At 73.1% G+C, this 26,022-nt stretch carries 25 protein-coding genes; 13 read left to right on the top strand and 12 right to left on the bottom strand.

Going from position 1 to position 26,022, the window contains the following annotated elements; all coding sequences use genetic code 11:
* Positions 1-19 precede the first annotated feature (19 nt).
* Positions 20-469, bottom strand: a complete 450-nt coding sequence (locus ACXR8F_RS01340; protein ID WP_458798446.1) for a hypothetical protein — start codon at positions 467-469, stop codon at positions 20-22.
* Positions 470-593: 124 nt separating this feature from the next.
* On the opposite strand from ACXR8F_RS01340, the gene ACXR8F_RS01335 reads away from it, so the two are divergent.
* Positions 594-1,973: a M16 family metallopeptidase gene (locus ACXR8F_RS01335; RefSeq protein WP_458798445.1), complete on the top strand. Its 1,380-nt coding sequence runs from the start codon at positions 594-596 to the stop codon at positions 1,971-1,973.
* On the top strand, positions 1,970-3,358 hold the full coding sequence (locus ACXR8F_RS01330) for a M16 family metallopeptidase (RefSeq protein WP_458798444.1): 1,389 nt from the start codon (positions 1,970-1,972) through the stop codon (positions 3,356-3,358). Before ACXR8F_RS01335 ends, ACXR8F_RS01330 begins: the two co-directional genes overlap by 4 nt.
* An 82-nt stretch (positions 3,359-3,440) precedes the next feature.
* Here the strand turns inward: ACXR8F_RS01330 and ACXR8F_RS01325 are convergent, their stop codons facing one another.
* The 5 genes from ACXR8F_RS01325 to ACXR8F_RS01305 form a co-directional block, all read right to left on the bottom strand.
* Positions 3,441-4,007: an N-acetyltransferase family protein gene (locus ACXR8F_RS01325; protein ID WP_458798443.1), complete on the bottom strand. Its 567-nt coding sequence runs from the start codon at positions 4,005-4,007 to the stop codon at positions 3,441-3,443.
* A gap of 43 nt (positions 4,008-4,050) precedes the next feature.
* Complete coding sequence (gene hisN, locus ACXR8F_RS01320; RefSeq protein WP_458798442.1) at positions 4,051-4,842, bottom strand: histidinol-phosphatase; 792 nt, start codon at positions 4,840-4,842, stop codon at positions 4,051-4,053.
* Positions 4,843-4,954: 112 nt separating this feature from the next.
* On the bottom strand, positions 4,955-5,998 hold the full coding sequence (rsgA, locus tag ACXR8F_RS01315; RefSeq protein ID WP_458798441.1) for a ribosome small subunit-dependent GTPase A: 1,044 nt from the start codon (positions 5,996-5,998) through the stop codon (positions 4,955-4,957).
* The gene (gene aroA, locus ACXR8F_RS01310) at positions 5,995-7,395 is read right to left on the bottom strand and encodes a 3-phosphoshikimate 1-carboxyvinyltransferase (protein WP_458798440.1); all 1,401 of its coding nucleotides are present in this window, start codon (positions 7,393-7,395) and stop codon (positions 5,995-5,997) included. Before aroA ends, rsgA begins: the two co-directional genes overlap by 4 nt.
* A gap of 1 nt (position 7,396) precedes the next feature.
* Positions 7,397-7,927: a DoxX family membrane protein gene (locus tag ACXR8F_RS01305; protein ID WP_458798439.1), complete on the bottom strand. Its 531-nt coding sequence runs from the start codon at positions 7,925-7,927 to the stop codon at positions 7,397-7,399.
* 149 nt (positions 7,928-8,076) lie between these two features.
* Between ACXR8F_RS01305 and ACXR8F_RS01300 the strand changes: the two genes are divergently transcribed.
* The 4 genes from ACXR8F_RS01300 to rsrA all read left to right on the top strand — a co-directional run bounded on the left by ACXR8F_RS01300 (position 8,077) and on the right by rsrA (position 10,725).
* Positions 8,077-8,922, top strand: a complete 846-nt coding sequence (locus tag ACXR8F_RS01300; protein WP_458798824.1) for an SOS response-associated peptidase — start codon at positions 8,077-8,079, stop codon at positions 8,920-8,922.
* Positions 8,919-9,560 carry an alpha/beta hydrolase family protein gene (locus tag ACXR8F_RS01295; protein ID WP_458798438.1) on the top strand — a complete coding sequence of 214 codons (642 nt, stop codon included), beginning with the start codon at positions 8,919-8,921 and terminating at the stop codon, positions 9,558-9,560. The genes ACXR8F_RS01300 and ACXR8F_RS01295 overlap by 4 nt, the downstream gene beginning before the upstream one ends.
* 128 nt (positions 9,561-9,688) lie before the next feature.
* Positions 9,689-10,441, top strand: coding sequence for a sigma-70 family RNA polymerase sigma factor (locus ACXR8F_RS01290; protein WP_082080949.1), 753 nt, complete (start codon positions 9,689-9,691; stop codon positions 10,439-10,441).
* Positions 10,438-10,725, top strand: a complete 288-nt coding sequence (gene rsrA / locus ACXR8F_RS01285) for a mycothiol system anti-sigma-R factor (RefSeq protein ID WP_045191324.1) — start codon at positions 10,438-10,440, stop codon at positions 10,723-10,725. Before ACXR8F_RS01290 ends, rsrA begins: the two co-directional genes overlap by 4 nt.
* Positions 10,726-10,804: 79 nt before the next feature.
* Here rsrA and ACXR8F_RS01280 read toward each other — a convergent pair whose 3' ends face one another.
* A complete protein-coding gene (locus tag ACXR8F_RS01280) occupies positions 10,805-10,879 on the bottom strand; it encodes a 50S ribosomal protein bL37 (RefSeq protein WP_369791897.1) in 75 nt (24 codons plus the stop codon).
* A 457-nt stretch (positions 10,880-11,336) separates the two neighbouring features.
* On the opposite strand from ACXR8F_RS01280, the gene ACXR8F_RS01275 reads away from it, so the two are divergent.
* The 3 genes from ACXR8F_RS01275 (at position 11,337) to ACXR8F_RS01265 (ending at position 15,303) form a co-directional block, all read left to right on the top strand.
* Positions 11,337-12,653 (top strand): HD-GYP domain-containing protein, encoded by a 1,317-nt coding sequence (locus ACXR8F_RS01275; RefSeq protein WP_458798437.1) that lies wholly within the window; start codon positions 11,337-11,339, stop codon positions 12,651-12,653.
* Positions 12,650-13,945, top strand: coding sequence for an HD-GYP domain-containing protein (locus ACXR8F_RS01270; RefSeq protein WP_458798436.1), 1,296 nt, complete (start codon positions 12,650-12,652; stop codon positions 13,943-13,945). Before ACXR8F_RS01275 ends, ACXR8F_RS01270 begins: the two co-directional genes overlap by 4 nt.
* Positions 13,946-14,118: 173 nt before the next feature.
* Positions 14,119-15,303, top strand: coding sequence for an NAD(P)-dependent malic enzyme (locus ACXR8F_RS01265; protein ID WP_458798435.1), 1,185 nt, complete (start codon positions 14,119-14,121; stop codon positions 15,301-15,303).
* Between the two features lie 125 nt (positions 15,304-15,428).
* Here the strand turns inward: ACXR8F_RS01265 and ACXR8F_RS01260 are convergent, their stop codons facing one another.
* From ACXR8F_RS01260 to ACXR8F_RS01250, 3 genes are read right to left on the bottom strand one after another with little or no spacing between them, the layout of a single operon-like run.
* Positions 15,429-16,106 (bottom strand): energy-coupling factor transporter transmembrane component T family protein, encoded by a 678-nt coding sequence (locus tag ACXR8F_RS01260; RefSeq protein ID WP_458798434.1) that lies wholly within the window; start codon positions 16,104-16,106, stop codon positions 15,429-15,431.
* Positions 16,103-16,813, bottom strand: a complete 711-nt coding sequence (locus ACXR8F_RS01255; protein WP_458798433.1) for an energy-coupling factor ABC transporter ATP-binding protein — start codon at positions 16,811-16,813, stop codon at positions 16,103-16,105. Before ACXR8F_RS01255 ends, ACXR8F_RS01260 begins: the two co-directional genes overlap by 4 nt.
* A gap of 44 nt (positions 16,814-16,857) precedes the next feature.
* Positions 16,858-17,571, bottom strand: coding sequence for a biotin transporter BioY (locus ACXR8F_RS01250; protein WP_458798432.1), 714 nt, complete (start codon positions 17,569-17,571; stop codon positions 16,858-16,860).
* A gap of 51 nt (positions 17,572-17,622) precedes the next feature.
* Here ACXR8F_RS01250 and ACXR8F_RS01245 point away from each other — a divergent pair, with 51 nt between their 5' ends.
* Entirely contained in the window at positions 17,623-18,594 is a 972-nt protein-coding gene (locus ACXR8F_RS01245) for a zinc-binding dehydrogenase (protein ID WP_458798431.1), read from the top strand.
* A gap of 23 nt (positions 18,595-18,617) precedes the next feature.
* Here the strand turns inward: ACXR8F_RS01245 and ACXR8F_RS01240 are convergent, their stop codons facing one another.
* The gene (locus ACXR8F_RS01240; protein ID WP_458798430.1) at positions 18,618-19,676 is read right to left on the bottom strand and encodes a coenzyme F420-0:L-glutamate ligase; all 1,059 of its coding nucleotides are present in this window, start codon (positions 19,674-19,676) and stop codon (positions 18,618-18,620) included.
* A complete protein-coding gene (gene cofD, locus ACXR8F_RS01235) occupies positions 19,673-20,698 on the bottom strand; it encodes a 2-phospho-L-lactate transferase (RefSeq protein ID WP_458798429.1) in 1,026 nt (341 codons plus the stop codon). Before cofD ends, ACXR8F_RS01240 begins: the two co-directional genes overlap by 4 nt.
* Positions 20,699-20,942: 244 nt before the next feature.
* Here cofD and ACXR8F_RS01230 point away from each other — a divergent pair, with 244 nt between their 5' ends.
* From ACXR8F_RS01230 to ACXR8F_RS01220, 3 genes are all read left to right on the top strand, one after another.
* Positions 20,943-21,209 (top strand): WhiB family transcriptional regulator, encoded by a 267-nt coding sequence (locus tag ACXR8F_RS01230; protein WP_020143018.1) that lies wholly within the window; start codon positions 20,943-20,945, stop codon positions 21,207-21,209.
* Between the two features lie 121 nt (positions 21,210-21,330).
* The gene (locus tag ACXR8F_RS01225; RefSeq protein ID WP_458798428.1) at positions 21,331-24,525 is read left to right on the top strand and encodes a glycosyltransferase family 2 protein; all 3,195 of its coding nucleotides are present in this window, start codon (positions 21,331-21,333) and stop codon (positions 24,523-24,525) included.
* A complete protein-coding gene (locus tag ACXR8F_RS01220) occupies positions 24,522-25,994 on the top strand; it encodes a DUF5719 family protein (RefSeq protein WP_458798427.1) in 1,473 nt (490 codons plus the stop codon). Before ACXR8F_RS01225 ends, ACXR8F_RS01220 begins: the two co-directional genes overlap by 4 nt.
* Positions 25,995-26,022 lie beyond the last annotated feature (28 nt).

Genomic DNA, 26,022 nt, shown 5'->3' with positions numbered 1-26,022 from the left:
GAGGTGAACGCTCGCGCGCCTACTTCGGGTCGGCGACGCAGACGACGGTGCCCTTGCCGCCCTCGCTGGCGGCGCTGGTGAACGCCCCCTGGGCGCCGTGCTTCTCGCACAGGGTCATCGCCGAGGACTCGTCGGTCGCCGTGTCGGTCTGGATGAAGGTCACCGTGCCCAAGGACGTCGAGTCCGTGCAGTCGACCTTCTTGAAGTCGTCGGTGCCGACGGCTGCGACGCACTCACCGGACTTGATGCCGTGCGTGCCGTCGTCCGCCGTGAAGGCGCGGAAGGCGAAGAAGGCGATGATCGCGAGGAACGCACCGCCGAACCGCTTGACCAGGGCGGCCCGCTTGGAGGGCTCGGCCGCGGGGGTGGCGGTCTCGTGCGTGCTGGTGCCGGACTGGGGTGCCGGCGGGACGACGGCTCCCGACGTCGTCCCGGGGGTCGCCTGCTCGGCGGGAGTGTGCTCGCTCATGTGATGACGGTGCTTCCTGTGAAGGTTCTGTGCCGGATGCGGCGGAGAGCATTGTGCACTGCCGGTGGCCCCAGCAGTGGCGCACCTGCCGTTCGTCACCGTTTCGTCGCATAGGGTCGAGCCCGTGACAGCGATCTCGTATCCCCTCGTCGAGCGCACGCTCGCCAACGGCCTGCGCGTCATCGTCAGTGAGGACCACACGGTGCCCAACGTCGCGGTGAACCTCTGGGTGGGCGTCGGCAGCCGCCACGAGAGCCCGGGCCGCACCGGCTTCGCCCACCTCTTCGAGCACCTCATGTTCCAGGGCAGCCGCAACGTCGCCTCGGGCGAGCACTTCTCTGCGCTCATGGACGAGGGCGCGCGGCTCAACGCGACGACCTGGTTCGACCGGACGAACTACTTCGAGACGGTGCCTACGGGCGCGATGGACCTCGCGCTGTGGCTCGAGGCCGACCGCCACGGCCACCTGCTCGACGCCGTCACGCAGGAGAACCTCGACAACCAGCGGGACGTCGTCAAGGAGGAGAAGCGCCAGCGCTACGACAACGTGCCCTACGGCAAGGCGCTCATCGACATCTACGCCACGGTCTTCCCCGAGGGGCACCCGTACCACCATCCGACGATCGGCTCCATGGAGGACCTCGACGCGGCGACCCTCGAAGACGTCCACGCCTTCTACCGGGCGCACTACGGTCCCAACAACACGGTGCTCACCCTCGTCGGCGACGTGACCCCGGACGAGGGCTTCGCCGCGGCCGAGAAGTACTTCGGACCCCTGCCGCCCATCGAGCTGCAGACACGCGAGCGGCTCGAGCAGCTGCCGCCGCTCTCCGAGCCCGTCCGCCTCGACCGCGTCGGGGACGTGCCCAACGACCGCATCTACGTCTGTTTCCGGCTGCCCGTCGACACCACGCCCGACTACCTCGCCTGCCAGGTGGCCGTCGACGTGCTCGGTGGGCTGGCCAGCTCGCGGCTCGTGCGCCGCCTGGTGCGCACCGACGAGACGGCCGTGGCCGTCGGCGGCTGGACCATGGGTCTCGTCGACGGGGTCGGCCTCGGCACGATCACCGTCGACGTCTCCGTGGGCGCCGACGTCGAGCAGGTCGAGGCCGCGGTCTGCGAGGAGATCGATCGTTTCATCGCCGAGGGGCCGGATGCCGCCGAGCTGGAGTCGGTCATCGCCGACACCGAGCGCTCGTGGCTGAGCGCCCTCGCGAGCATCGAGGAGCGCGCCGACCACATCAGCCACCACGCGCTGCTGTCGGGCGACCCGGCATACGTCAACACGTTCGTCGAGCGGATCCGCGCTGTGACGGGCGAGCAGGCCCGCGACGCCGCTGCCGCGTGGCTCGACCCGCAGTCGCGCGCCGTGGTGCGCTACCTCGCCGACCCCGGCGTGCCCGCCGAGGAGCCGGACGACTCGAGCGACGACAGCGACTCCGGCAAGGACTCCGGCAAGAACTCTGGCAACAACTCTGGCAAGGACTCGGAGGAGGCCGCATGACCGCCGTCGCCCGCCCCGTGGTGGCCCCGCCCGAGCCGTGGAGCTTCCCGGAGGGGCAGGAGCACGACCTCCCGAACGGTCTGCGGCTCATCACCTACGACGTGCCCGGGCAGTACGTGCTGTCGGTGCGACTCGGACTGCCCGTGTCGCTGCGTGACGAGCCGCGCGAACGGGAGGGCGTGGCCTCGATCATGGCCCGCACGCTCGACGAGGGCACGGCGAACCACACGGCCGAGGAGTTCGCGCGGCTGCTCGAGCGCAAGGGCGTCAGCTTCGGTGCCGGCATGGCCGATGCCGGCCTCTCCATCGACCTCGACGTCGTCAAGAGCAACCTCGAGCCGGCGCTCGACCTGCTGCGCCAGATCCTCACCGAGCCGGTGTTCCCGCAGGCCGAGGTCGCGAGGCAGGTGCGCACCCGCCTGGCGGAGATCGAGCAGGAGCGCTCCGTGGCGGCCCACCGCGCCGGGCTCGAGTTCGTCCGCACCTTCTACGCCGCCGACGACCGGTCGTCGCGGCCCACGGGCGGCTCCCGCGAGACCGTCCAGGCGATCACGCGCGACGACGTCGCAGCGTTCCACGAGAGCCACGTCGTCGCCTCGGGCGTGACCGCGGTCGTCGCCGGCGACCTGGAGGGTCTCGACGTCCCGGCGCTCGTCGAGTCGGCCCTCGGTGGCTGGCGGAAGGGGCCCGTGGACCGACCGCGGCACCTCGACCACGCAGCCTCGCTGGCCCCCGACCGCGGACGCATCGTGCTGGTCTCGCGGCCCGGCTCGGTGCAGACGGAGTTCGTCATCGGCGCGCCGGGGCCCGACCGGTCCGTCGAAGGAGGCTGGGCGCCGTACCCGGTCCTCGGTTTCGTGCTCGGTGGCTCGCCGAACGCACGCGTCGACGCCGTGCTGCGCGAGGAGAAGGGCTACACCTACGGCATCCGGTCGAGCTTCCGTCCACGCCGGCGCGGGGGGGTGTTCCTCACGTCGGGGTCGGTGCGTGCCGACTCGACGGCGGAGTCGCTGCGGCTGCTCGTCGAGATCCTCGAGAGCGGACGGGACGGCTTCAGCGACAAGGAGGTCCGCTCCGGCGTCGACTTCATCGCGAAGACGGCTCCCGGCCGCTACGCCACCGCCGACACGATCGCCGACGAGGCCGTCGGCATGGCGCTCGACGGCCGCACCACCGAGTTCACGACAGCGAACCTGCGCGACCTCGTCACGGTCGACCGGGCCCGTGTCGACGCGGCCTACGCCCGGTTCGCCGACGGGGCCGGCATCGCCGCCGGTGCACCCGGCGCGGGCTGGACGATCGTCATGGTCGGTGACGCCTCGCAGCACCTCGAGGCGCTGCAGCGGCTCGGCCTCGGCGACGTCACCGTCGTCCAGGACGCCTGACCTCTGAACCCTCGCCGAACGCCGCGTTCGGTGGCGAAAGCGCTGGTAGAACACGGCGTTCGCCACCGAACGCAGCGTTCGGTCAGGGGAGGGGCGTCAGGGTGCGTTCCATGACGTAGTCGTCCTCATGGATCCCACCCACGAGGAAGCGCTTGGTGCCGACGCGCTCGAAGCCGCTCTTGGCGTAGAAGCGCTGGGCCGGCTCGTTCTGCTGGTTGACGCCGAGCCACACCCCAGCGGCCCCTGCGGCGCGGGCCCACTCGAGGGCGCGCTGCATGAGCAGGGCTGCCGCCCCGGTGCCGTGGGCCTCGGGCAGGACGTAGATCTTCGACAGCTCGACCGTGGGGCGCAGGCGGATGGCATGCCGCACGTCCTCGTCTGCCGGCTCGCCGACGACGAGCATGGCGTAGCCGAGGGCGGAGCCGTCGCGCTCGGCCAGCAGCAGGTGGCGGTCGTGGGCGGCCAGGTAGGCCGTGAAGCGCTCGGCCGAGAGCACCTCCGAGACGAAGGCGTCCACGCGCTCCGGTGACATCGAGGGCGGGCACGCGAGCACGAACGTGGCCGCGGCGACGGCGGCGAGGGTGGGCACGTCGCCTGCGGTGGCCGCGCGCACCGACGTGGCGGGGCCTGCTGTGTCGGTGCCGTTCACGTCGACAACCCCTGTCGCAGAGTGGAGCTCGCTGCCGGGCCGCTCATTCGGAGGGCATCCCGATGCGGCTCAGCACCTCGTCGTGCAGCAGCCCGTTCGTCGCCAGGGCGTTGCCGCTCCAGCAGCCGTCGCGACCGTCGAGTCCGGTGAACCGGCCGCCGGCCTCCTCGACGATGGCGACGAGGGCTGCCATGTCGTGCACCGCCAGCTCGGGCTCCGCCGCGATGTCGGCGGCCCCTTCGGCGACGAGCATGTAGGACCAGAAGTCGCCGTAGGCGCGGGTGCGCCAGCAGTCGTCCATGAGGTCGAGGAAGTCGTCGCGGCGTCCGCGCACCCGCCACCCGGCGAGCGACGAGTACGACAGCGACGCGTCGCCGAGCCGGCCGACCTGCGACACCGACATCCGCCGCGCCGACGACAGGGACCGCCCGGTCCACGCCCCGGACCCGGTCGCCGCCCACCAGCGCCGCTGCAGGGCAGGTGCCGACACGAGCCCGAGCACCGGCTTGTTGTCGACGACGAGGCCGATCAGCGTGGCCCAGACGGGCACGCCGCGCACGAAGTTCTTCGTGCCGTCGATGGGGTCGATGATCCAGCGGCGTGGTCCGTGACCGGTGGTCTCGAACTCCTCGCCCTCGACGGCGTCGCGGGGCCTCGTGCGCTTGAGCTGCGTCCGCACGAGCTCCTCGGCGGCGCGGTCGGCGTCGGTCACGGGAGTGAGGTCGGGCTTGCTCTCGACGACGAGGTCGGCGGCCCGGAAGCGCGCGATGGTCACCCGCTCGACGGCATCCGCGAGGACGTGGGCCAGACGGAGGTCGTCGTCGTAGGAGGTCACCGGGTCAACCTAGCGGCATCGCCCGGCGAGCGGGCGGGGAGCACCCGGCATACGGGCGCGCCTTCTCCGGATCGTCATGCACGCCGACCGAGGAGCCGTATGCCGCTGCGGCTCAGTGCTCCTCGCCCGACCGGCTCGACAGCAGACGCCGCAGCGAGGCCAACCGCGACGGGCCGGCGGCGCCGGCGTGGCCGTCGGCGACCCAGGCGTCGAGGGCGCACTCCTCCTCGTCGTGCGTGCAGCCGCGGGGGCACTCGTCGGTGCCGGCGGCGAGGTCGGGGAAGTGGTCGATGATGCGGTCGACGTCGATGTGGGCCAGGCCGAACGAGCGGATGCCGGGCGTGTCGATGACCCAGCCGTCGTCGGCACCGTCGGCGCCGTGCAGCCGCAGAGCGACGGCGTTCGTCGACGTGTGTCGGCCGCGGCCGGTCGTGTCGTTGACGACCCCGGTCGCACGCAGGGCGCCCGGGACGAGGCCGTTGACGAGCGTGCTCTTGCCGACGCCCGAGTGCCCGACGAGCACCGACACCTTGCCCGACAGGCGTTCCCGCAGGTCCTCGAGGCCGGTGAAGCCGTCGGCGGTGCGAGAGGTGACGACGTGCTCGACCTCGAGCGGGGCGTAGTTGGCGAGGAACGGCGCCGGGTCGACGAGGTCGGCCTTGGTCAGGGCGAGCAGCGGCTCCAGGTCGGCGTCGTAGGCCGCGACGAGGCACCGGTCGACCATGCGCGGGCGCGGCTCGGGATCGGCAAGGGCCGTGACGATGACGAGCTGGTCGGCGTTGGCGACGATGATGCGCTCGTAGGGGTCGGTGTCGTCGGCCGTGCGCCGCAGCACGGAGCGGCGCTCCTCGATGCGGACGATGCGGGCGAGGGCGTCGGGGCCACCGGCGAGGTCGCCGACCAGTGCGACGTCGTCGCCGACGACGACGCGGGTCCGACCGATCTCCCGCGCCTTCATTGCCGTGACGACCCGCTCGGGCTCCTTCTTGCCGAGCGCGCCCTTCGGCACGAGACAGGTGTAACGGCCACGGTCGACGCCGATGACCATCGCGACGACGGCGTCGGCATGGGCGGGACGCTCCTTGGTGCGGGGCCTCGATCCCTTGCGGCTCGGGCGGACCCGGACGTCTCCCTCGTCGAGGTCCCGCCAGCTCATCGGGACAGCACCACGGGCGCTGAGCCGTCGAGCATCCCGCGCCACAGGCCCACGAAGTCGGGCAGCGTCTTGCGGGTGGTGCCGATGTCCTCGACCTCGAGGCCCGGGACGCGCAGGCCGATGATGGCGCCCGCAGTGGCCATCCGGTGGTCGTGGTAGCTGCGGAACCGGCCACCGTGCAGGGTGGCGGGGGCGATGCGAAGGCCGTCGTCGGTCTCGGTCACGTGCGAGCCCAGTCCGCTGAGCTCGGTCGTCAGTGCCGCGAGGCGGTCGGTCTCGTGCCCGCGGATGTGGGCGACACCACGGATCCACGTGGGCGTGGACGCCAGGGCGGCCAGGGCGGCCACGGTCGGCGTCAGCTCCGCGGCGTCGTGCAGGTCGATGTCGATGCCGACGAGCTCGCCGCTGCCCACCACCGTGAGCCCGGAGCGGTCGAGCCGGACGTCGGCGCCCATCGTGTCGAGGATCTCGCGCAGCAGGTCGCCGGCCTGGGTCGTGTGCTGTGGCCACCCGGGAACCCGCACCGTGCCACCGGCGACAAGGGCGGCCGCGACGAACGGGCCGGCGTTGGAGAGGTCGGGCTCGACCGAGACGTCGAGGGCGTTGATCTCGGACGGCTCCACCCGCCACGTGTTCGGCTCGCTGTCGTCGACGATGGCCCCCGCGTCGCGCAGGGTCTCGACGGTCATGAGGATGTGCGGTTCGCTGGGCACCGGCTTGCCGTCGTGGCGCACCGTGACGCCCTCGTCGTAGCGAGCGCCCGCGAGCAGCAGTGCCGAGATGAACTGCGACGACGCCGACGCGTCCATGGTGACCGACCCGCCGCGCAGGCGGCCCCGCCCGTGCACGGTCAGGGGCAGGCAGCCGCCCTCGTCGTCGACCTCGGCGCCGAGGGCGCGCAGCGCGTCGATGACCGGGCCCATCGGTCGCACCCGCGCCTGGGGGTCGCCGTCGAGCCGCACCGGCCCGTCGGCGAGCGCAGCCACCGCGGGCAGGAAGCGCATGACCGTGCCGGCGAGGCCGCAGTCGACGGTGACACCCCCGGTGAGGGTCTCGGGCGGCGTGACGAGCCAGTCGGGCACGGCCCCGGCCGTGCCGGCTGCCGACTCACCCTCGGGGGCCACGTCGTCGATGCGCACCCCCAGCGACCGCAGCGCGTCGGCCATGAGCAGCGTGTCGCGCGAGCGCAGCGGCGCCCGCAGGCGCGAGCGGTCGCCGGCCAGCGCGGCCAGCACGAGATAGCGGTTCGTCAGGGACTTGCTGCCCGGCAGCGCGACCGTCGCGTCGAGCGGTCCGGGGGCCAGCGGCGCCGCCCAGTCCGGCTCGGCCGTCAGGGTGTCGCCTGCGGCGACACCGGTCGGGGAGGGGGACCGGGGCGATGGATCAGCGGGACTCAACTCAGCTCACGACGTCCTGTGCTCGATGGGCGAGGAGGCGGGCCTCGCGCTTGGCGGTCTGCTTGGCGTGCCGCGCCTCGCGGCGCGTGGTCTTCGTGGCGTGCTGGGCGCGCCAGGCCAGGCCAGGCTTGCCCTCGGTGTCGACGGCGGCGAGGAGCAGGCCGCCGAGCAGGCCGACGTTCTTGAGGAAGAGGCTGCGGCTCTGCGCCTTGCGCGTCGGGTCGGTCTCGTCCCAGAACGCGTGCTCGATGGCCGTCGTCGGCACGACGGAGGCAGCGAGCACGGTCGACGCGAGGCGCGGCATGCGTCCGGTCGCCAGGAGCAGGCCGCCACCGAGCAGCGCGGCGCCGTTGACCCGCACGAAGAGGTCGGGGTCCTTCGCGGCGACCTCGGCCCCCGGCACCTGGCCGGGCACCTTCTGCAGCAGGTGTGCCGCCTGGTCGGTGCGTGCCGCGGGGTGGCGCAGGGCGTCGACGCCGGCGGCGACGAAGACGGATGCGAGCAGCGGGCGGGCGAGACGGCGGACGATCATGCGGAACTCCTCCTCTGGCCGGCGGCGCGTTCCAGCGTCGCGACCATCGTGGACCTGTGGACACCTACGGTATCGACATACCCACGGCCCCGGTGGCCGCGCCCACCGGTGCCGAGCCCTCGTCGGCCCAGCGGCATACGCTGTGCCGCATGTGCGGGAGGTATGCCGCGAGCGCGCGGCCCGATGAGCTCATCGAGGCGTTCGACGTCGACGAGGACCACACGGCCGAGCCCACGCGCAGCGTGCTCAAGAACCCGCAGAACCCACCGGCCGGCGAGCCCGACTGGAACATGGCCCCCTCGAAGCAGGCGCCCGTCGTGCTGACGCGGCGTCCCCGGGGCAGCGACGGTCCCGACGAGGGCGCCGAGCCGACCCGCCAGCTGCGCCTGCTCACGTGGGGTCTCGTGCCGGCCTGGTCCAAGGACGTCAAGATGGGGCTGCGCATGACCAACGCGCGGGCCGAGTCGGTGCTCGGCAAGGGCGCCTTCGCCAAGGCAGCCCTGTCCCGGCGGTGCATCGTGCCCGCCGAGGGGTGGTACGAGTGGCAGGTCTCACCGACGGTCGTCGACGCCAAGGGCAAGCCGCGCAAGCAGCCGTTCTTCATCCATCGCGCCGACGGCGACCCGGTGGCCTTCGCCGGGCTCTACGAGTTCTGGCGCGACAAGGACCTGCCCGACGGCGACCCCGGTGCCTGGCTCACGTCGTTCACGATCATCACGACCGCGGCCGACCCCGGCATGGACCGCATCCACGACCGGCAGCCCCTCGTCCTCGAGCGCGGGCAGTGGGAGCAGTGGCTCGACCCCGACGAGAAGGACCCCGGCTACGTCCAGGGCGTGCTCGACTTCGCCGACCCGGGCCGTTTCGAGGCCCACCCGGTGAGTCGTGCCGTCGGGTCCACCGGCAACAACGGTCCCACCCTGGTCGAGCCCGTCCCGGCATCCGAGCTGGAGGGCGTGGTGGACCCCATGACCGGCGAGGTGATCGGCGCGTGAGCGGCCCGACGAGGGCGACGGTCCGCGTGATCGAGACCCCCGGCGGTCCCGGGCGGGCGCACGTGCAGCGACCCACCCGAGCGCGCGGCACGGTGGTGCTGGGCCACGGCGCCGGGGGAGGGCTCGGTGCCATCGACCTCGCCATCGCCCGCGAGGTGCTCCTCGGCGCCGGCTGGGCCGTTGCCCTCGTGGAGCAGCCCTGGCTCGTAGCCGGACGGAGGGTGGCCGGACGGCCTCCAACCCTCGACGAGGCCTGGGTCTCCATCGTCGAGGCGCTCATCAACGGCCGAGGCAGGCTGCCGAGGCCGCTCGTCGTCGGCGGCCGCAGTGCCGGGGCCCGGGTCGCCTGCCGCACGGCGGGCCCGCTCGAGGCCGACGCCGGCCTGCTGCTCAGCTTTCCCCTGCACCTGCCCGGGCAGCCCCACAAGCTGCGCGCCCATGAGCTGGCCCTCGCGCCCGACCCCTCCTGGGTCGTGCAGGGCACCAACGACACGTTCGGCACCCCCGACGAGCTCCGTCCCCACCTCCCCGGGGGCACGACGCTCGTCGAGGTCCCGGGCGCGCACAGCTTCCCGAAGGGCTCGCGCAGCGCCCTGACCCAGGCCCTGACCTCCATCGCGGGAATGCTGCCCGGCTAGGGGTCGTTGCAGCAGGCATGGTCACGAGCCCCACCCGCGCACCCGAGGAAGCCCCCGCGCTGCCCTGGCACGGCCGGCCCGTCGAGCGCGGCCGGAACTCCCAGCCCACCGGTCTAGGCTGGACCGCGATGGCAAAGGACAAGAACACCGACCCCAGTGCCGCCCTGCGGCTCGCCGAGCCGGGAGCGGCGTCGACGGTAGCCCCCGTCGACGAGGCGGCCGCCCAGCAGGCGGCCGACGCGAGCGTCGACGTCGCCGCCGAGAGCGAGACCGACCGCCGGGCCCGCTTCGAGCGCGAGGCGATGCCCCTGCTCGACCAGCTCTACAGCGCCGCGCTGCGCACGACGCGCAACCCCAGCGACGCCGAGGACCTGGTCCAGGAGACGTTCGCGAAGGCGTACGCCGCCTTCCACCAGTACAAGCCGGGCACGAACCTCAAGGCGTGGATGTACCGCATCCTCACCAACACCTACATCAACAGCTACCGCAAGAAGCAGCGCCAGCCCCTCGAGTCCGACGCGGCCGAGATCGAGGACTACCAGCTGGCACGAGCCGAGTCGCACACGTCCTCCGGACTGCGCTCGGCAGAGGCGGAGGCGCTCGACCACCTGCCCGACAGCGACGTCAAGCGCGCCCTCCAGTCGATCCCCGAGGAGTTCCGGCTCGCCGTCTACTTCGCCGACGTCGAGGGCTACTCCTACAAGGAGATCGCCGAGATCATGGACACGCCCATCGGCACCGTGATGAGTCGCCTGCACCGGGGGAGGCGCCAGCTGCGCGAGCTCCTCTCGGCGTATGCCGCCGACCGCGGTTTCGTCACGGCCGGCTCTGGCGGCACCGCCGGGGCCACGGGCGACGGCACGGAAGGAAGCCGGTCATGAACGAGCACACGGCGGGCGCGCCCGGCAACGAGGCGCGCACGGACTGCTCCGAGGCGCTGCTGCGCGTCTACGAGTACCTCGACGGCGAGCTGGGTCCGGAGGAGTGCGCCAAGATCCAGGCGCACCTCGACGAGTGCGGTCCGTGCCTCAAGGAGTACGACCTCGACACGACGCTCAAGTCGCTGATCAAGCGCTCGTGCGAGTGCGAGCAGGCACCCGAGGCGCTGCGCATGACGATCATGTCGCGCATCTCGATGACGGTGATCCAGGTCGACCGGGGCTGACCCCGCCGCACGCTGAGACGACGGAGACGACGAAGGCCCGCCCCGATCTGATCGGGTGCGGGCCTTTGACGTCTGCGGCTCAGGCGTTGGGCTTGCGGCCGTGGTTGGCGGCGTTGCCCTTGCGGGAGCGGCGCTTGCGGGCGCGCTTGCTCATCGTCGGCTCTCCTTGGGTGCTGCGGTCTCGTCCCCGTGCGGGCACGAAGCACTGATTCTTCCACAACGGCCGCAGGCGGCCCAATTCGGGGACGATTCGCCCACCTCCTTGCCCCTTCAACGGTAAAATCTTGGTATGGATCCGGTCGACGGCGATCGGATCCCTTATGTGCGCCTGCCGATTCTGGGACGCTGCTACCCGAGGGAAACCTCAGTTGTTCTGTGCTGCCGCAGCAACGCCCCTCCATGGCGCACGCATCCGGAACACATATTGAGTCAAGGAGCCCCCCAACATGTTCGCTGCCCTGCTGTCAGCACTCGCCACCAACGACTTCGCCTCGCGCGCCCTCACCGCCTTCGCCAACGTGTGGTCGTGGCCGGGCTGATCGACCTGAACCCTGGTGGACGGCGCCGTGGCGGTGTGAACCGCTGCGGCGCCGTCGCGCTAGCGTGAACCAGTGACCCAGACCACGGCCGACCGGGAGCGGCGCAAGACGTCGCGCGGCCTCCGCTCGTACCTCGCTGCCGTCCTGGTGATGGCAGTCGGGGTGGGAGCCCTTGCGTGGGTCTACGACCCGCCGAACGAGCTGGGTCCCCTGCTCCTGCTGTGCTTCATGGGCGTCATCAGCTTCCAGCTGCGCGAGCCGGCGGTGAGCTCGAAGTTCGGCTTCTCCTTCACCTCGATCATCCTGCTCGCCTCGGCGGTCATCTCCGGAGTGTTCGGCGCCTGGCTCGTCGGGTTCGTCTCCCTGTCGATCGACCGCAACCAACGTCGGTGGTCGGCGACCTTCTTCAACATGTCGATGACCAGCCTTGTCGGCACGTCGATCGCGGTCGTCTTCCGTCTCGTGGGGGGCAGGACGAACCCCCTCGGTCTCGACGGTGCGGTCGACCTCGCCCTCCAGGTGGGACTCCCGCTCATCGCCGCCGACGTCGTGGGCTGCCTCGTCAACGCCGTGCTGCTCGCCGGTGTCTTCCACTTCGACCAGGGCGCGCCCGTCGGGGTCGTGCTGCGTAGCGTGCTCGCGAGCTCCGGCCTCGCGTACGTCGGCTACGGCATCATCGGGTTCCTCTTCGTCGTGCTCTGGTACCCCGTCGACCTGCGCGCCTTCAGCGCCCTGCTCGTCATGGCGCCCCTCCTCGCGGCACGCTGGGCCTTCATCCAGTACGGCGAGGAGGTGCGGTCGCACGAGCGCACCGTCGACACCCTCGTCACGGCCCTCGGCACCAAGGAGCCGGCGGCGGTCGCCCGCAGCCGGCGCGCCGCCCGACTGGCGGAGTGGGTGGCCGAGGAGCTCGGCCTCGGCCCGGGCCAGATCGGGACGGTCCGCTACGCCGCGACCCTCCACGAGATCGGCCACCTGGGCGTTCCCACCCGACTGCTGCGCCGGCCGCCCGAGTCCCTGACGCCCGTCGAGCGCCGCGCCATCGAACGGCACTGCGTCATGGGAGCGCGCATGATCGAGGGCATCGACTTCCTCGAGGACGCGCGGTCCGGCATCCGCCACCAGAGCGAGCGCTTCGACGGATCGGGGCGCCCGGACGGCCTGGCGGGCTCGGCGATCCCCATCGCGGCCCGCATCGTCGCAGTGACGTCGGCGGTGGAGGCCCTCGTCGGCGACCCGGACGAGCCCGGTCACGCCTCGATCAGCGACGTGGCCCGTGCACTGCGGTCGGATCCGGGACGCTACGACCCCGAGGTCGTGGCCGCCACGGTCGCGGCACTGGAGAAGCATGTCTGGCCGCACCCCCTCACGAGCGGCTCGGTCGCATGAGAGGGGCCGCGCGCCGCGAGCCCGTCGCCCTGGTGCTGGGCCTCGTGGGCCTGGTCGCCGCCGTCATGGGCGTGCTGCGGACCGGTGACCTCCCGGGCCTCGACGACCAGGCCGCCTTCGGTGTCGTGTGCGCCTTCGCGGTCACGATCGTGGTCGGCGAGTGGTTCCACCTCTCGGCTCCCGGCTTCCGCGGGTCGGCACCCATCGCCATGGCTGCCGCCTTCGGTCTCGCCCTCACCACCGAGATCCCCTCCGGCTCGCACGTGACGTACGGCTCCGTCCTGGTCATCGCCGCCACGGCGGTCGCCATGGCGCTCGGCACGGCCGTACGCGTCTTGGCCGGCCGCGAGACGAGCATCGTCGAGACGACGGGACGGTTCGTGTCGGTGGTCGTCGTGGCGGTGCTCTACCGCGACGTGGCCCTGGGGCAGGAGCCAGGCAGTCCGGCTCCCGCCGACCACCTGGACCCCTGGCAGCGGGCCGCGCTGATGCTCCTGACGTGCGTCGCGGCCCTCGTGGCCGACACGCTCTTCACCTCGGTGCTCCGGGCCACCTCCGCCCGCGCCAACCTCAGGCGGACCTTCGTGGAGGAGGTGCGCTCGTCGTTCGCGATGTCGATGGCCGTCGCCGTCACGGGGGTGCTGATCGCCCTGGCCGCGCCTCCCATGGGCATCGCGGCACTGCCGCTCTTCCTCATCCCGCTGGTGCTCACGCTCTTCGCGTTCCGGCGCTACGTCAGCATCCGGGCCACCTACCTGCAGAGCATCCGCACCCTGTCACGCCTCACCGATGCCGCGGGCTACACGCCGTCGGGGCATTCCGAGCGGGTGGCCGCCCTCAGCGTCCGTGTCGGCCGTGAGCTGGGCCTGTCCGAGCGCGAGCTGCTCGACCTCGAGTACGCCGCCCTGCTCCACGACATCGGTCAGGTCGCCCTCGTCGAACCGATCCCGGGTGGCGCGACGGTTCTCGCAGCGCCCGCCGACCAGCGACGCATCGAGGCCGACACCGTCGCCATCGTCCGTGAGACCCAGGTGTTCGAGAGCGTGGCTCTCATCCTCGAGCACCAGACGACTCCCTACCGGCAGGTGCGCGAGCTCGGCGAGGAGATCCCGATGACGAGCCGCATCGTCAAGGTCGTCAACGCCTACGAGGACCTCACGGCAGGGTCACGGACAGCACGCGCCCGTGACGCAGCCGTCGAGCGGATCTATCTCGGGCTGGGCTACGAGTACGACCCGCGCGTCGTCGACGCCCTGCTCAAGACGATCGGCAGCAGCAGCCAGACCGGCTGAGACTGCTGTCACACCGCGCGCTGCACACTGGGCCGCCGGCAGTCGACGTGCCAGAATGATGGCTTCGGGCAACCCCCGTCGCGAGAACGAAGCTTGCAGGCCAGACCCCCGGCACTGTTCCACCAGTGAGGGCGTCGGCCCTTTTCTTCTCCATGCGAACGAGGTGTTCCAGCATGAGTGCGTTGCCCACCAGCCAGCTCTTCGACCCGAGCGACCCGGTCTTCCGCGTCCACGAGGGCGGCAAGCTCGGGGTACACGCCACGTCGCAGCTGCGCGACGCAACCGACCTCTCCCTGCTCTACACACCGGGGGTCGCCCAGGTTTCCCTGGCCATCGCGGCCGACCCGACCCTTGCCTCGGCCTACACGTCGCGGCGCAACACCGTCGCGGTGGTCAGCGACGGCACGGCCGTGCTCGGCCTCGGTGACATCGGCCCGCTCGCCGCGATGCCGGTGATGGAGGGCAAGGCCGTCCTCTTCAAGCACTTCGCCGACGTCGATGCGGTTCCCGTGTGCATGCAGACCGGCAGCGTGGACGAGATCGTCGACGCCGTCGCCCGCATCGCACCGACCTACGGCGGCATCAACCTCGAGGACATCTCGGCACCGAGGTGCTTCGAGATCGAGAGGCGGCTGCAGGAGCAGCTGGACATCCCCGTCTTCCACGACGACCAGCACGGCACCGCGATCGTGGCACTGGCAGCGCTGATCAACGCGGTCCAGGTCGTCGACAAGCCCCTCGCCGAGGTGACGGTGGTGGTGTCCGGAGCGGGCGCGGCCGGCGTGGCCGTCAGCAAGATCCTGCTCGCCGCGGGGGTGCGTGACGTCGTCGTCGTCGACTCGCGCGGGGTCCTCGGCCCCGACCGCGACGACCTCGCGCCGCACAAGGAGGAGCTGCGTCGGCTCACCAACCCGCGCGGCGTCACCGGCGACATCGGGGAGGCCCTGTCGGGCGCCGACGTGCTCATCGGGGTCTCGGGAGGCACGGTCGCCGAGCGCGACCTGCTCCGGATGGCGCCACGTGCCGTCATCTTCGCGCTCGCGAACCCGGACCCCGAGGTGCACCCGGTCGTCGCCGCGCGCTTCGCCGAGGTGGTCGCGACGGGGCGCTCGGACTTCCCCAACCAGATCAACAACGTGCTGGCCTTCCCCGGCATCTTCCGTGGGGCGCTCGACTCCGGTGCCGGGCGGATCACCGAGGACATGAAGCTGGCCGCGGCCCGCGCCATCGCCGGTCTCGTGGAGAGCCCGACGGCGGACCACGTGGTGCCCAGCGTGTTCGACGAGCGCGTCGCGCCTGCGGTCGCGGCTGCCGTGTCGGCGCTCGCCCCCGGTGGCGGACGCCCCCCGAGGGCCTGACCCAAGCCAGCCGGTGCCGCCGGTCACTGCCCGTCAGTGGCCGGCGGTGCCGCGCCGGGGGCGGTACGACCGCAGCGTGTCCACAGCGTTCGGGCCGAACGCGTCCTGCTCCGACCCGGCCGCGACTACCCGTCGCGCTCGGCCGCGCCGTCGTCCGCGTCCTGCGCGTCCAGCGCGTCATGCCCGTCGTCAGGCGGGTCGACCAGGCCTCGCGCCGCGAGCGCCTCGCCCGTCGAGCGGGCGAAGGCGACGACGTGCACCACCGTCGGCACCACGAGTGCGCGCGGGTTGCGGTCGAGGCCGCGCGCCCGAGCGGACTGGCGCACGTCGGAGAACGAGCCGGCCACCCATGGAACCGACCGGACCACGATGCCGAGGGTCAGGGCGACCACCTCGGGATCGACCAGGCGGCGCAGCGGGCGGGCCGCCCTCGCCGCGCCGTCGAGCAGGTCCGTGACCGGCGTGGAGGCCGTGAGGATGCCGGCCGCGACGAACGCGTTGGCGATGCCGAGGACGACGCGGACGGCATACGCCAGGTCGGTCGACCACCACTGGAAGGCGAGCAGGACGACGAGGAGCGGGAGCAGGCCCTGCAGTGACCGTGCGAGCAGGCGGACGGGGAGGCGGGCGCCGGCGATGACGGCGGCGAGCACCACCGACAGGCAGGCGAGCGGCCACACCGACTGGGCCAGCCACGGCGTCGCCCCGACGAGGAGGACGCCGGTGATCTTGGCCCACAGAGGCATCCGGTGCACGAACGACGTCCCGGGCACGTGTGCGGTGAAGAGCCCGTGCGCGGTCACGACTCGTCGACCAGCGCGGTGTAGCGGGCCACCGCCTCGACCGGGGCGCCGTCGAAGACGACCCGACCTGCGTCGACGACGAGGGTCCGCTCGGCGGCCAGCGCCAGGTCGAGGTCGTGGGTGGCGACGACCACGGTCTGCGGCAGGGCGTCGAGCAGCTCGCGCAGCCGGCGCGTGTTGCGACGGTCGAGCAGGGTCGTGGGCTCGTCCAGCACCAGCAGTGCGGGGTCGGTGGCCAGGACGACGGCGAGGGCCATCAGCTGGCGCTCGCCGCCCGACAGGTCGTAGACGCTCCGGTCGCCGAGGTGGTCCACACCGAACCGCTCCAGCACCTCCTGCGCCGCCCGGCGGCGCTCGCTGCGCGACCGGTGGCGGCGACGCAGCGACAGCTCGACGTCCTCGCGTCCCGTCGGCATGACGAGCTGGGAGAGCGGGTCGGTGAAGGCGAAGGCGACGCGGCGGCGCACCCGGGCCCCATGCCGCACCGTGTCGAGGCCGTCGACCGTGACGGTTCCGGTCGTCGGCGCGACGAGCCCGTTGAGCAGGCGCAGCAAGGTCGACTTGCCCGACCCGTTGGCACCGATGACGCTGACCCGGCGCTGGTCGAGGGACAGGTCGACCGGGCCGAGGATGGTGCGAGTGAGCCGGCCGGGGGAGTCGTCGAGCGGCACCTCGACCGTGGCGGCGGCCAGTCGCACCGCGGTCACCGCCGTGTCCTCACCCACCGGTCACGGCACCGGTCGGGGAGTGCTCAAGGACGAGCCGTCGCGGCCGCACGGCGGTGCGGGCGCACGAGCACGTCGGGGAAGGCACGGTGCACCGCCACGGCGGCCAGCACCGCGACGACGTCCTTGACGAGGTCTCCGGGCAGGAACGGCAGGTCTGCGCTCACTGCGGCCGAGAGCGGCACCCGGAGGTTGACCATGAGCCCGACGACGCCGAGGACGTGGACGACGGCGAGGCTCGTGACGAAGGAGGCGGCGACGAGCAGCGGCACCCAGAGCGCTCGGCGCGTGCGGCGCACCACGACCCGGGCCGCGAGCCCCACGACGAGCGCGGCCACGACGAACGAGACGAGGTAGCCGGCCGTGGGGCCGTTCAGCACCTGCAGCCCGGACTGGCCGCGGCTGAAGACGGGCAGGCCGACGAACCCGAGCAGCAGGTAGAGGGCCACGGCCACGGCGCCCCGGACGGGACCGAGCACGAGGCCGGTGAGCACGACCGCGAGGGTCTGCAGGGTGAGCGGCACGCCGAAGCCACCGACGGGGATGCCGGGCACGACGGCCGCGGCGACGAGCAGGGCCGTGAACACCGCGACCAGCGCCACGGACTGGGCGTCGACCGCGCGGGCCGGAGCCGTGACGGCCTCCGCCGGCGAGGCAGCCGACGGGACTGGCGACGGGGCCGGTGAGACGCCCGCGGGTGCGTCTGCGGTCGATGCGGTCAGTCGGGTGTCGTCGGTCACGGCAGGACCCTACCGGGGCCCGGCGGGTGCCTCGGTCACTAAGGTGCTGGAATGCTCGCTGCCTACGCCGCCAGTCAGTCCGCGTCCGACCCCCTCTCCGGCCTCGTCGTCGGCGAGCGGCCCGACCCCGAGGCGCGGCCGGGCTGGGTCGTCGTCGACCTGCGCGCGGCAGCCCTCAACCACCACGACGTGTGGTCGCTCAAGGGTGTCGGCCTCGCCCCCGACCGGTTGCCGATGGTGCTCGGTTGTGACGGCGCCGGCGTCGACCCCGACGGCAACGAGGTCATCGTCCACGCCGTGGTGCCCTCGGAGGGGTGGCGTGGTGACGAGACACTCGACCCGCGCCGCACGCTCCTGTCTGAGCTGCACGACGGCACCCTCGCCGAGAAGGTGCTCGTCCCGGCGGGCAACGTCGTGCCCAAGCCCGCGTCGATGTCGTGGGAGACCGCGGCCTGCCTCTCGACGGCGTGGCTCACGGCCTACCGGATGCTCTTCACCAACTCCGGTGTGCAGCCGGGTGGCACCGTGCTCGTGCAGGGCGCCGGCGGTGGCGTCGCCACCGCGCTCGTGCAGCTCGGTGCGGCCGCCGGCTACCGCATGTGGGTGACCTCGCGCGACGAGGCCCGCGGGGAGCGCGCCCTCGCGATCGGTGCCGACCGGGTCTTCGCCTCCGGCGAACGGCTGCCCGAGCGCGTCGACGCCGTCATGGAGACCGTCGGCGCGGCGACGTGGAGCCACTCGATCAACAGCCTGCGTCCCGGTGGCACGGTCGTGATCTCCGGCGCGACGTCGGGCGACGCCCCGGCCAAGGCGGAGCTGACGAAGATCTTCTTCAAGCAGCTGCGCGTCGTCGGGTCCACGATGGGCACCCGCGAGGAGCTCGCGCAGCTCGCCCGCCTCGTCGAGCAGCGCGGCATCGAGCCCGCCGTCGACTCGGTCGTGCCACTCGCCGACGCCCGCGACGGGTTCGCGCGGATGGTCGAGGGCGACGTCTTCGGCAAGGTCGTCTTCACCGTCGGCTGACGCTGCCGGGTCTCAGCGGTGGCTCAGCCGGGGTGGGCCCCCGAGACGTGCACGTCCACCGACAGCCCGTCGGCCGAGGGGGTGGCCGGCGAGCCTTCGAGCCATTCGCACCACAGGGCCGTGCACAGCCGCGACACGAGCCTCCCGAGGTCGTATGCCGTGTCGGCGCCCAGCGTGACCGTGCGCGGACCCACGTCGGCCGTGGCCGAGGGTACGCCGTGCAGCGCCACCCGGACCGCCCGCCCGACGGCGTCGAGCCTCGTGTCGTCGCCGGCCGGAGCGATGCCGACGGCGGAGGCGTCGGCGCTGCCCGGCTCGACCCCGAGTGCGGCGCGCACCGCCTCGACCCGGCCGTAGCCGAACCAGTCGCCCGGGCCCGTGCGCACCAGGTCGCGGCCGCGCGGGTGAGACTCGAGCGGCTCGGCGACGAGGACGTCCGGCAGGCCGCGGAGCAGCGCGGCCGGCACCGCCGCGACCTTGCCCTTGGCGAGGTCGGCGGCGGCTGCGATCTCGTCTGCCACCGCTCGCGTGGTGACCTCGAGCGGCTTGCCGTCTGCGTCCGCGCCGCCCCGGAGGTCGTCGAGCACGGACAGGCCGTGCGCCCCCAGCGCGAAGTCGACCTGACCGACCCGCCACGGCCGGCCGGCGGTGTCGCTGAGGACGACGCCGACGCGTACGCCGTGGCGCTCGAGCAGGCGGTCGTGCAGGTGCTCGCAGACGGCGTCGGGGTCGTGGGGGAGCAGCAGCCAGCCACCCCGAGCGCCCGTGTTGGATCCGTCGACGCCGGCGGCCGCCATGATCGGGCCCGCCTTGGCCCGCACGATGCGGGTGACCCGGTCGCCGACCGCACGCTCCGCGACGACGTACTCGGTCTCGGCGCGCACGACGCGGTCCTTGTCGGGGTCGTGCGTCACGAGACCCAGGGCCTTGCTCGCGATCTTGCTCGAGACGACGAGCACGTCGCCGTCGGCGAGCGAGACGCCCGCGTGGTCGAGGCCCAGCTGGATGACGTCCGCGAGGTCGTCGCCCTCGCCCACCTCGGGTATGCCGGTGAGCGGGGTGATCGTGATGGTCCCGCTCACGCGGGGGCTCGCTCGGCGCGCAGCCGCAGCCCGAGGTCGAGGGCGGCGCCCGCCATGTCCGCGGCGGCCTCGACGGAGCTCATGAGCAGGGGGCGGCGCACGACCTCCAGGCCGCGCCGATCGGGCATCGGGTCCTCCTCGTCGACGAGCCAGCCGTCGAGGAAGTCGGAGTAGAGCCCGGCCACGCCGGCGCTGCTCTCGTCGACGCCGATGGTGCGCAGGCACACGTCGGCGTGACCGCGCACCGGGCGTCCGCCGACGAGCGGCGAGACGCCCACGACAGGCGCCCGGGTGCCGCGCAGGGCGTCACGCACCCCGGGCACGCCGAGGATGATGCCGATGGAGACGACGGGGTTGCTCGGCGGCAGGACGACGACGTCCGCCTCGCGGATGGCCTCGAGCACGCCGGGGGCCGGCGTCGCCCGGTCGAGGCCGGCGACGACGAAGCGCTCGGCCGGCAGCTCGGCGCGGTGCCTCACCCACCACTCCTGGAAGTGGATCGCGCGCTGCCCGCCGTCACCGCCGCCGTCGTCGCCCTCCGCCGACACGACCACGTGGGTCTCGACGGGGGTGTCGGTCATCGGCAGCAGGGTCACCCCGAGCTCGCCCAGCCCCCAGCGTGCCGAGAGCCGCTCGGTGACCGCGCTCAGCGGCATACCCTGGCCGAGCAGCTGCGAGCGGTAGACGTGCGTGGCGAAGTCCTTGTCTCCCAGGGTGAACCACTGCGGCTCGGCCCCCAGCGCGGCCAGCTCGCCCGCGAGGCTGTGCGTCTCGTCGGCACGACCCCAGCCCTGACCCTCGTGGATGCCGCCGCCGAGCGTGTAAAGCAGCGTGTCGATGTCGGGGCAGACCCGCAGGCCGAAGAGGGTGATGTCGTCACCGGTGTTGCCGATGACCGTGAGCTCGACCGGTTCGGCCGCATCGGGGGAGTGCCCGTCGGGGCGGGAGGCACGGACGTGGTGGAGCAGGCCGCGGAGGAACCGGGCGCCGCCCACTCCTCCGGCCAGGGCGGTGATGCGCATGCACCGATCCTCTCAGCAGGAGCCGTGCGTGCCGTCGCGCGGGGTGCATGCCGACATTTCCGACAGCGAATATCACCAACTCGCTTGACGTGGGGGGTATGACACGCATGTAATTTCATTGTTGTATTCGTTGGTTCCGCAGACGCTGTGAAGATCGGGGCAGTTCGTCCGATTCCTACAGAAAACGGGTTCAGGCGGGTACAGCATGTGCTGACACAAGAGGAGTCAGGGTCGAGGAGGGGTCATGCACGAGCTGATGGTGGTTTGGTCGGACACGGGCGAGCAGGAGGGTGAGCTCTCCTGGCAGGAGCGCTCGCTCTGCGCCCAGACCGACCCGGAGGCGTTCTTCCCGGAGAAGGGCGGCTCCACGCGCGAGGCCAAGAAGGTCTGCGTCGGTTGCGAGGTGCGGTCCGAGTGCCTCGAGTACGCCCTTTCCAATGACGAGCGGTTCGGCATCTGGGGTGGGCTTTCCGAGCGGGAGCGCCGCAAGCTGAAGAAGCGCGCGGTCTGACCGTGAGGTACGAACCCGGCACCCAGCCCTTCACGCTGGTGTCCGGGTGAAGGTAGCCGCTGTGCCCGACGAGCTCACCGAAGACCGAAACACCCCCGCCGGAGCGGGGAGTGTGTCGCCGATGTCGTTGCCTGCCCCTCCCTCCACCGGGCAGCGACCGAGTGCGACGGTCGACGCGATCGTCATCGTGCACAACGGAGCTGCGTGGCTGGCGCAGTGTCTCGACGGCCTGGCCGCCCAGACGCTGCCGCCAGCGCGGCTCGTCGTCGTCGACGTCGCGAGCACCGACACCTCGGTCGCCATCGCGACGGCGCACCAGGGCGTGCGCGAGCGGATCAGCTCCGTCGAGGTGCTCCCACTCGAGTCCCGCGTGCCCGTCGGCCGCGCCATCGAGCGCGGCATGTCCCGGCTCCCCGTCGGAGACGACGCGTCGACGAGCTGGGTCTGGGTGCTGCACGACGACACCGTCCCGCGGCGCAACGCCCTCGCGCAGCTGCTTCAAACCGGCCTGAGCTCGAAGTCCGTCGGCGTCGCCGGCCCCAAGATCGTCAGCTGGGAGGACCCGCGCCGTCTCGTCGAGATGGGCATCCAGATCACGCGCACGGGCCGACGACTGGCGTCGCCCGCCCGCGGCGAGGCCGACCAGGGACAGTACGACCACCGTGCCGACGTGCTCGCCGTCAGCACGAGTGGCATGCTCGTCCGGCGCTCCGCCTACGACGACCTCGGCGGGTTCGACCCCGCGTTCGTCGAGCACGGCGCCGACCTCGACTTCGGCTGGCGGGCCCAGCTCGCCGGCCACCGAGTTGTCGTGGTGCCCGCGGCCGTGGTCCGCGACGCCTCGGCCGGCCTCGACGGTGAGCGCCCGGGCGGCGCCCGCCCCAGGGAGCTCGAACGTCGTGCCCGACGTGCGTCCCGGCAGGTCACCCTCGCTCGCTGCTCGCCGTTCGCGGCACCGTTCCTCGCGCTCTGGATGGCGCTCTCGGCCGTGGTCGCCTCGCTGACCCTGCTCGTGGCCAAACGGCCGCGGCAGGCCTGGCGCGAGCTGACCGACGTCTCGGCCCTGTTCCACCCCTTCGCCACGCTCGCCGCCCGCTGGCGCGGTCGGCGCACCAAGCGCCTGCGCCGTGACCACCTCGGCACGCTGTTCGTGCCGCCGGGTGTCGCGGCCCGCACCACCGTCGACCACATCCAGGACGCCATCACTCCCGAGCGTGCGCGAGTGCGTCGCGAGGCGGCGACCACCACCGAGACCGGGCCCGTCGCCGACGAGTCCGAGTCGCTCGACCACCTGCCGGCATCGCTGCCCAGGCGCATCGTCAGCCACCCCGGGTTCCTCGCCGTCGCCGCCGTGCTCGTCGCCACCGTCGTGGCCTGGCGTGACGCGATCCGCACCGGCGCCCTCTCGCCGACCCACACGGGAGTCGCGGGCGGAGAGCTGCGTCCCGTCACCTCCGGCTCCTCAGGGCTCTGGCACGCGTTCCGTGACGCCTGGCACGGCGCCGGACTCGGCACCGGGGCCGACTCGGGGCCGCACCTCGCCGTCCTCTCGCTGCTGACCTGGCTCGCCGAGCGGGTGCCCGGCGTGGCCGAGAGCCGATCGAGCGCCGGGGTCACCATTGCCTGGCTGCTCTTCCTCGCCCCCGTCGTCGCGGCGTGGTCCGCCTACCTCGCCGCACGCGTCGTCACGCAGGCCCGCGTGGCCCGCGCGCTCGGCGCCGTCGCCTGGGGCACCGCCGGCGTCGCCGCGGGCGGCATCGCGCAGGGCCGCGTCAGCGTCGCCGTGGTGCACGTGCTCCTGCCCTTCGTGCTGGCCGGCTTCTGCCTCGCGGGGCGCCGCGACGGCACCTTCACGGCCACCTTCGCCACGGCGCTCGCGACGGCGGTGCTGGGCGCCTTCGCCCCGCCGCTGCTCGGGCTCTCCGCCTTCGCCGCGTTCGTGCTGCTGGTCCTCGGGCCGGGCCTGCGCCGGGCGCGCGCTCTCGTCCTCCTCGTCGTCCCGGCCGCCCTGCTCGGCCCCTGGTCCGCGCGCTTCGTCGAGGACTGGCGACTGCTGCTCTCCGGCCCCGGCCTCCTGTCGACGTCCGACGACCGCGGCCCCTGGGGCGTCCTCGCCGTCGTGCTCGGCCAGCCGGGCGGTGTCGGCGTCGCGGTCTGGCTCGGGGCACCGCTCGTGTTCCTGGCACTCCTCGGGTTCGCCGTCCGTGGCCGCAGCCGCGCCGAGTCGGTCGGGCTCGCCGCCGGCTCGCTCGTGGCGCTGCTGGGGCTGGCGGGGGCTCTCGCCTCGCAGGTCGTCGTGCTCGGCTCGGCCGAGACCGGCGTCGGCGAGTCACGGCCCGCCCACCTGTGGGCGGGGCTCGGCGTCCAGCTCTGGCTGGCCGGGCTCCTCGTCGGCCTGCTGGCCGGCAGCCGGCCCGTCCTCGCCTCACTGCGACGGCCCGGCCGCCGCTGGGGCTTCGCGGCGGCGGTCGGCGCCGCCACCCTCGCGGTGCTGCCGCTCCTCACGACCGCCGGCCTCCAGGCGTACGACGGTCTCGGACGCACCCTGTCCGTCGGCCAGGCGACCCTGCCTGCCGTCGCCGTCGAGCAGGGCAGCGGCCCGCTCGGCAACCGACTGCTCGTCCTGCGCCCGTCCGACGAGGTCGTCGACTTCGTGCTGGCCGGGCAGGAGCCGGGCGAGGTGCTGCGCGACCTCGACCGGGCTCCCGACGCCGACGACGCCCCTCTCGTCGAGGCGGTCGCGAACATCGTGGGCGGTCGAGGTGCCAACTCGCTCGACTCCGCCGCGCTGGCCCGTCTGGGCATCGGCTTCGTGCAGGTCGGGGCGACCGGCGACTCCCCCCTGACCCGACGTCTCGACTCCTCCGCAGGGCTCAGCCGGCTGGGCGCGAGCGAACGGGGCATCCTCTGGAAGGTGCAGCCGCTGCCCGGTCCGAACGGCGCCTCGGTCGCGCCGGCCCCGTCCCGGGCACGGCTCGTCGACGCCGACGGAGCCCTGCTCCAGGTCGTCCCCACGACCGGACCGCACGGCGCGGTCGAGACCACGCTGCCGGCAGGCTCGGGCCGACGGCTGCTCGTGATGGCCGAGCCGACCGAGTGGTCGGGTCAGGCCGTCGTCACCTTCGACGGTCGCCGCCTCGACCCCGTCCCGGGCGCGACCCAGCCGACGTATGCCGTGCCGCCGACGTCGGGCGACCTCGTCGTCGACCTCGCCGCCGCACAGCCCTGGTGGCGCCTGGGCCAGGCCCTGCTCGTGGGCCTCGTCGTCTTCCTCGCCGTGCCCTTCGGCAACCGCCGCTCGAGGAGGCGCTCGTGAACAACACGTCCGGCATCGTCCGGGTCGCATCGGTCGCCCTCGTCGCCGCCGCGCTCGCCGTCGGCGCGACGCGCGTCGGGGCCTCGGGGGCTTCGGTGCAGCTCGCCTCCGCCGACGAACGTGCCGGCCTGCCGGAGTCGTCGAGCGTGCTCGTCGACGAGGCCGCCCTGGTGTGCCCGGGCCAGCAACGTCTCGGCGCCGTCGGCCTGCGCGACGTCGCGGGCACCGTCTCCGTGGCCGCGGCGGCCCCGGAGGTCGGCGTCGTCGCGGGAGCGGCTGCGGGCGCCAGCGGGTCGGTCCGGCTGTCGCTCGGCACGTCGGCGACCGGCCTCGCGCAGTCCTCGTCGGCGGGCAGCCCTGCCACTGCTGACGTCTCGACGCCGGACCTGGTGGTCGCAGCGGCCAGCGGCGCCCTCGCGCCGGGCCTCGTCGCCACCCAGGTGTGGAGGCACACGGGCGACGACGACCGAGGCGTGGCCCTGACCCCGTGCCAGCTGCCGTCGTCCGACGTCTGGCTGGTGGGTGGCGGGGCGGGCGCGTCCCGCACCGAGCGCGTCATCGTGAGCAACCCGGGCGCCAACGCCGTCTCCGTGTCGCTCGACGTCCTGGGTCGCTCGGGCCGCGTCGAGGGCTCCGCCGATCGCAGCATCCCGATCCCACCGCTGTCCCGACAGGTCATCTCGCTCGACGCGATCGCGCCCGCCGAGGCCGGCCCGGTCGTCCATGTCGTGGCCACGGGAGGCGTCGTGTCGGCCGTCCTCGACGACCAGTGGATCTCCGGCGCCACCGGACGCGGCATCGACGACGCCACGCGGGCTGCCTCGCCCGGCACCGACCTCGTCGTCCCGGGCATCGAGGCCGCACCCCAGGTGCTGCTGCGCCTCGCGAACCCCGGCGACACGGAAGCCCTCGCCCAGGTGCGTCTGCTCGGTGCGAAGGGCGTCGAGCAGCCCGCCGCGCTGCGCGCGGTCCGGGTGCCGGCAGGGTCGACGCTCGACGTGCCGGTCGCAGTGTCGTCGGCCTCGGCCATCGGCATCCGGTCCGACCAGCCGCTGGTCGGGGCCGCGTGGTCCGAGCGCCGCGCGACCACCGGCGACCAGATGGGCGACTTCGCCTGGGCCCCCGCCACGCCCGCCATCCGCGGCGTCGCGGGCGTGCTCCTGCCGGGGCTGCCAACCGCCACGAAACGTCTTCTGCTCACGGCTGGTCCGGCCCAGAGCACGGTCACCGTCCGGCTGTCGGGTGCGGGCGCGTCGAAGGTCTCCACGGTGACCGTGGCCCCCGACTCGACGACCGTCGTCGATGTCGGCCCCGCCTCGGGCGTCTGGGTGACGCCGGTCGAGGGGACCGTGCGGGCCGCCCTGTCCGTGACGGGTCAGGACGCGGGGGTGCCGTTCTACTCGGTGGCCCCGCTGGTCGATGCCCCCGTGAGGGCGCTCTCGGTGCCGGTGCGCCAGGTGCGCAACTGACGCGCGGTCTCCGTACGGTCTGAAAGGA

Source organism: Terrabacter sp. AAH1 (genome assembly GCF_054456855.1).
Note: the sequence above shows the minus strand (reverse complement) of the source record. Positions and strands in the feature narration are given on the sequence as shown.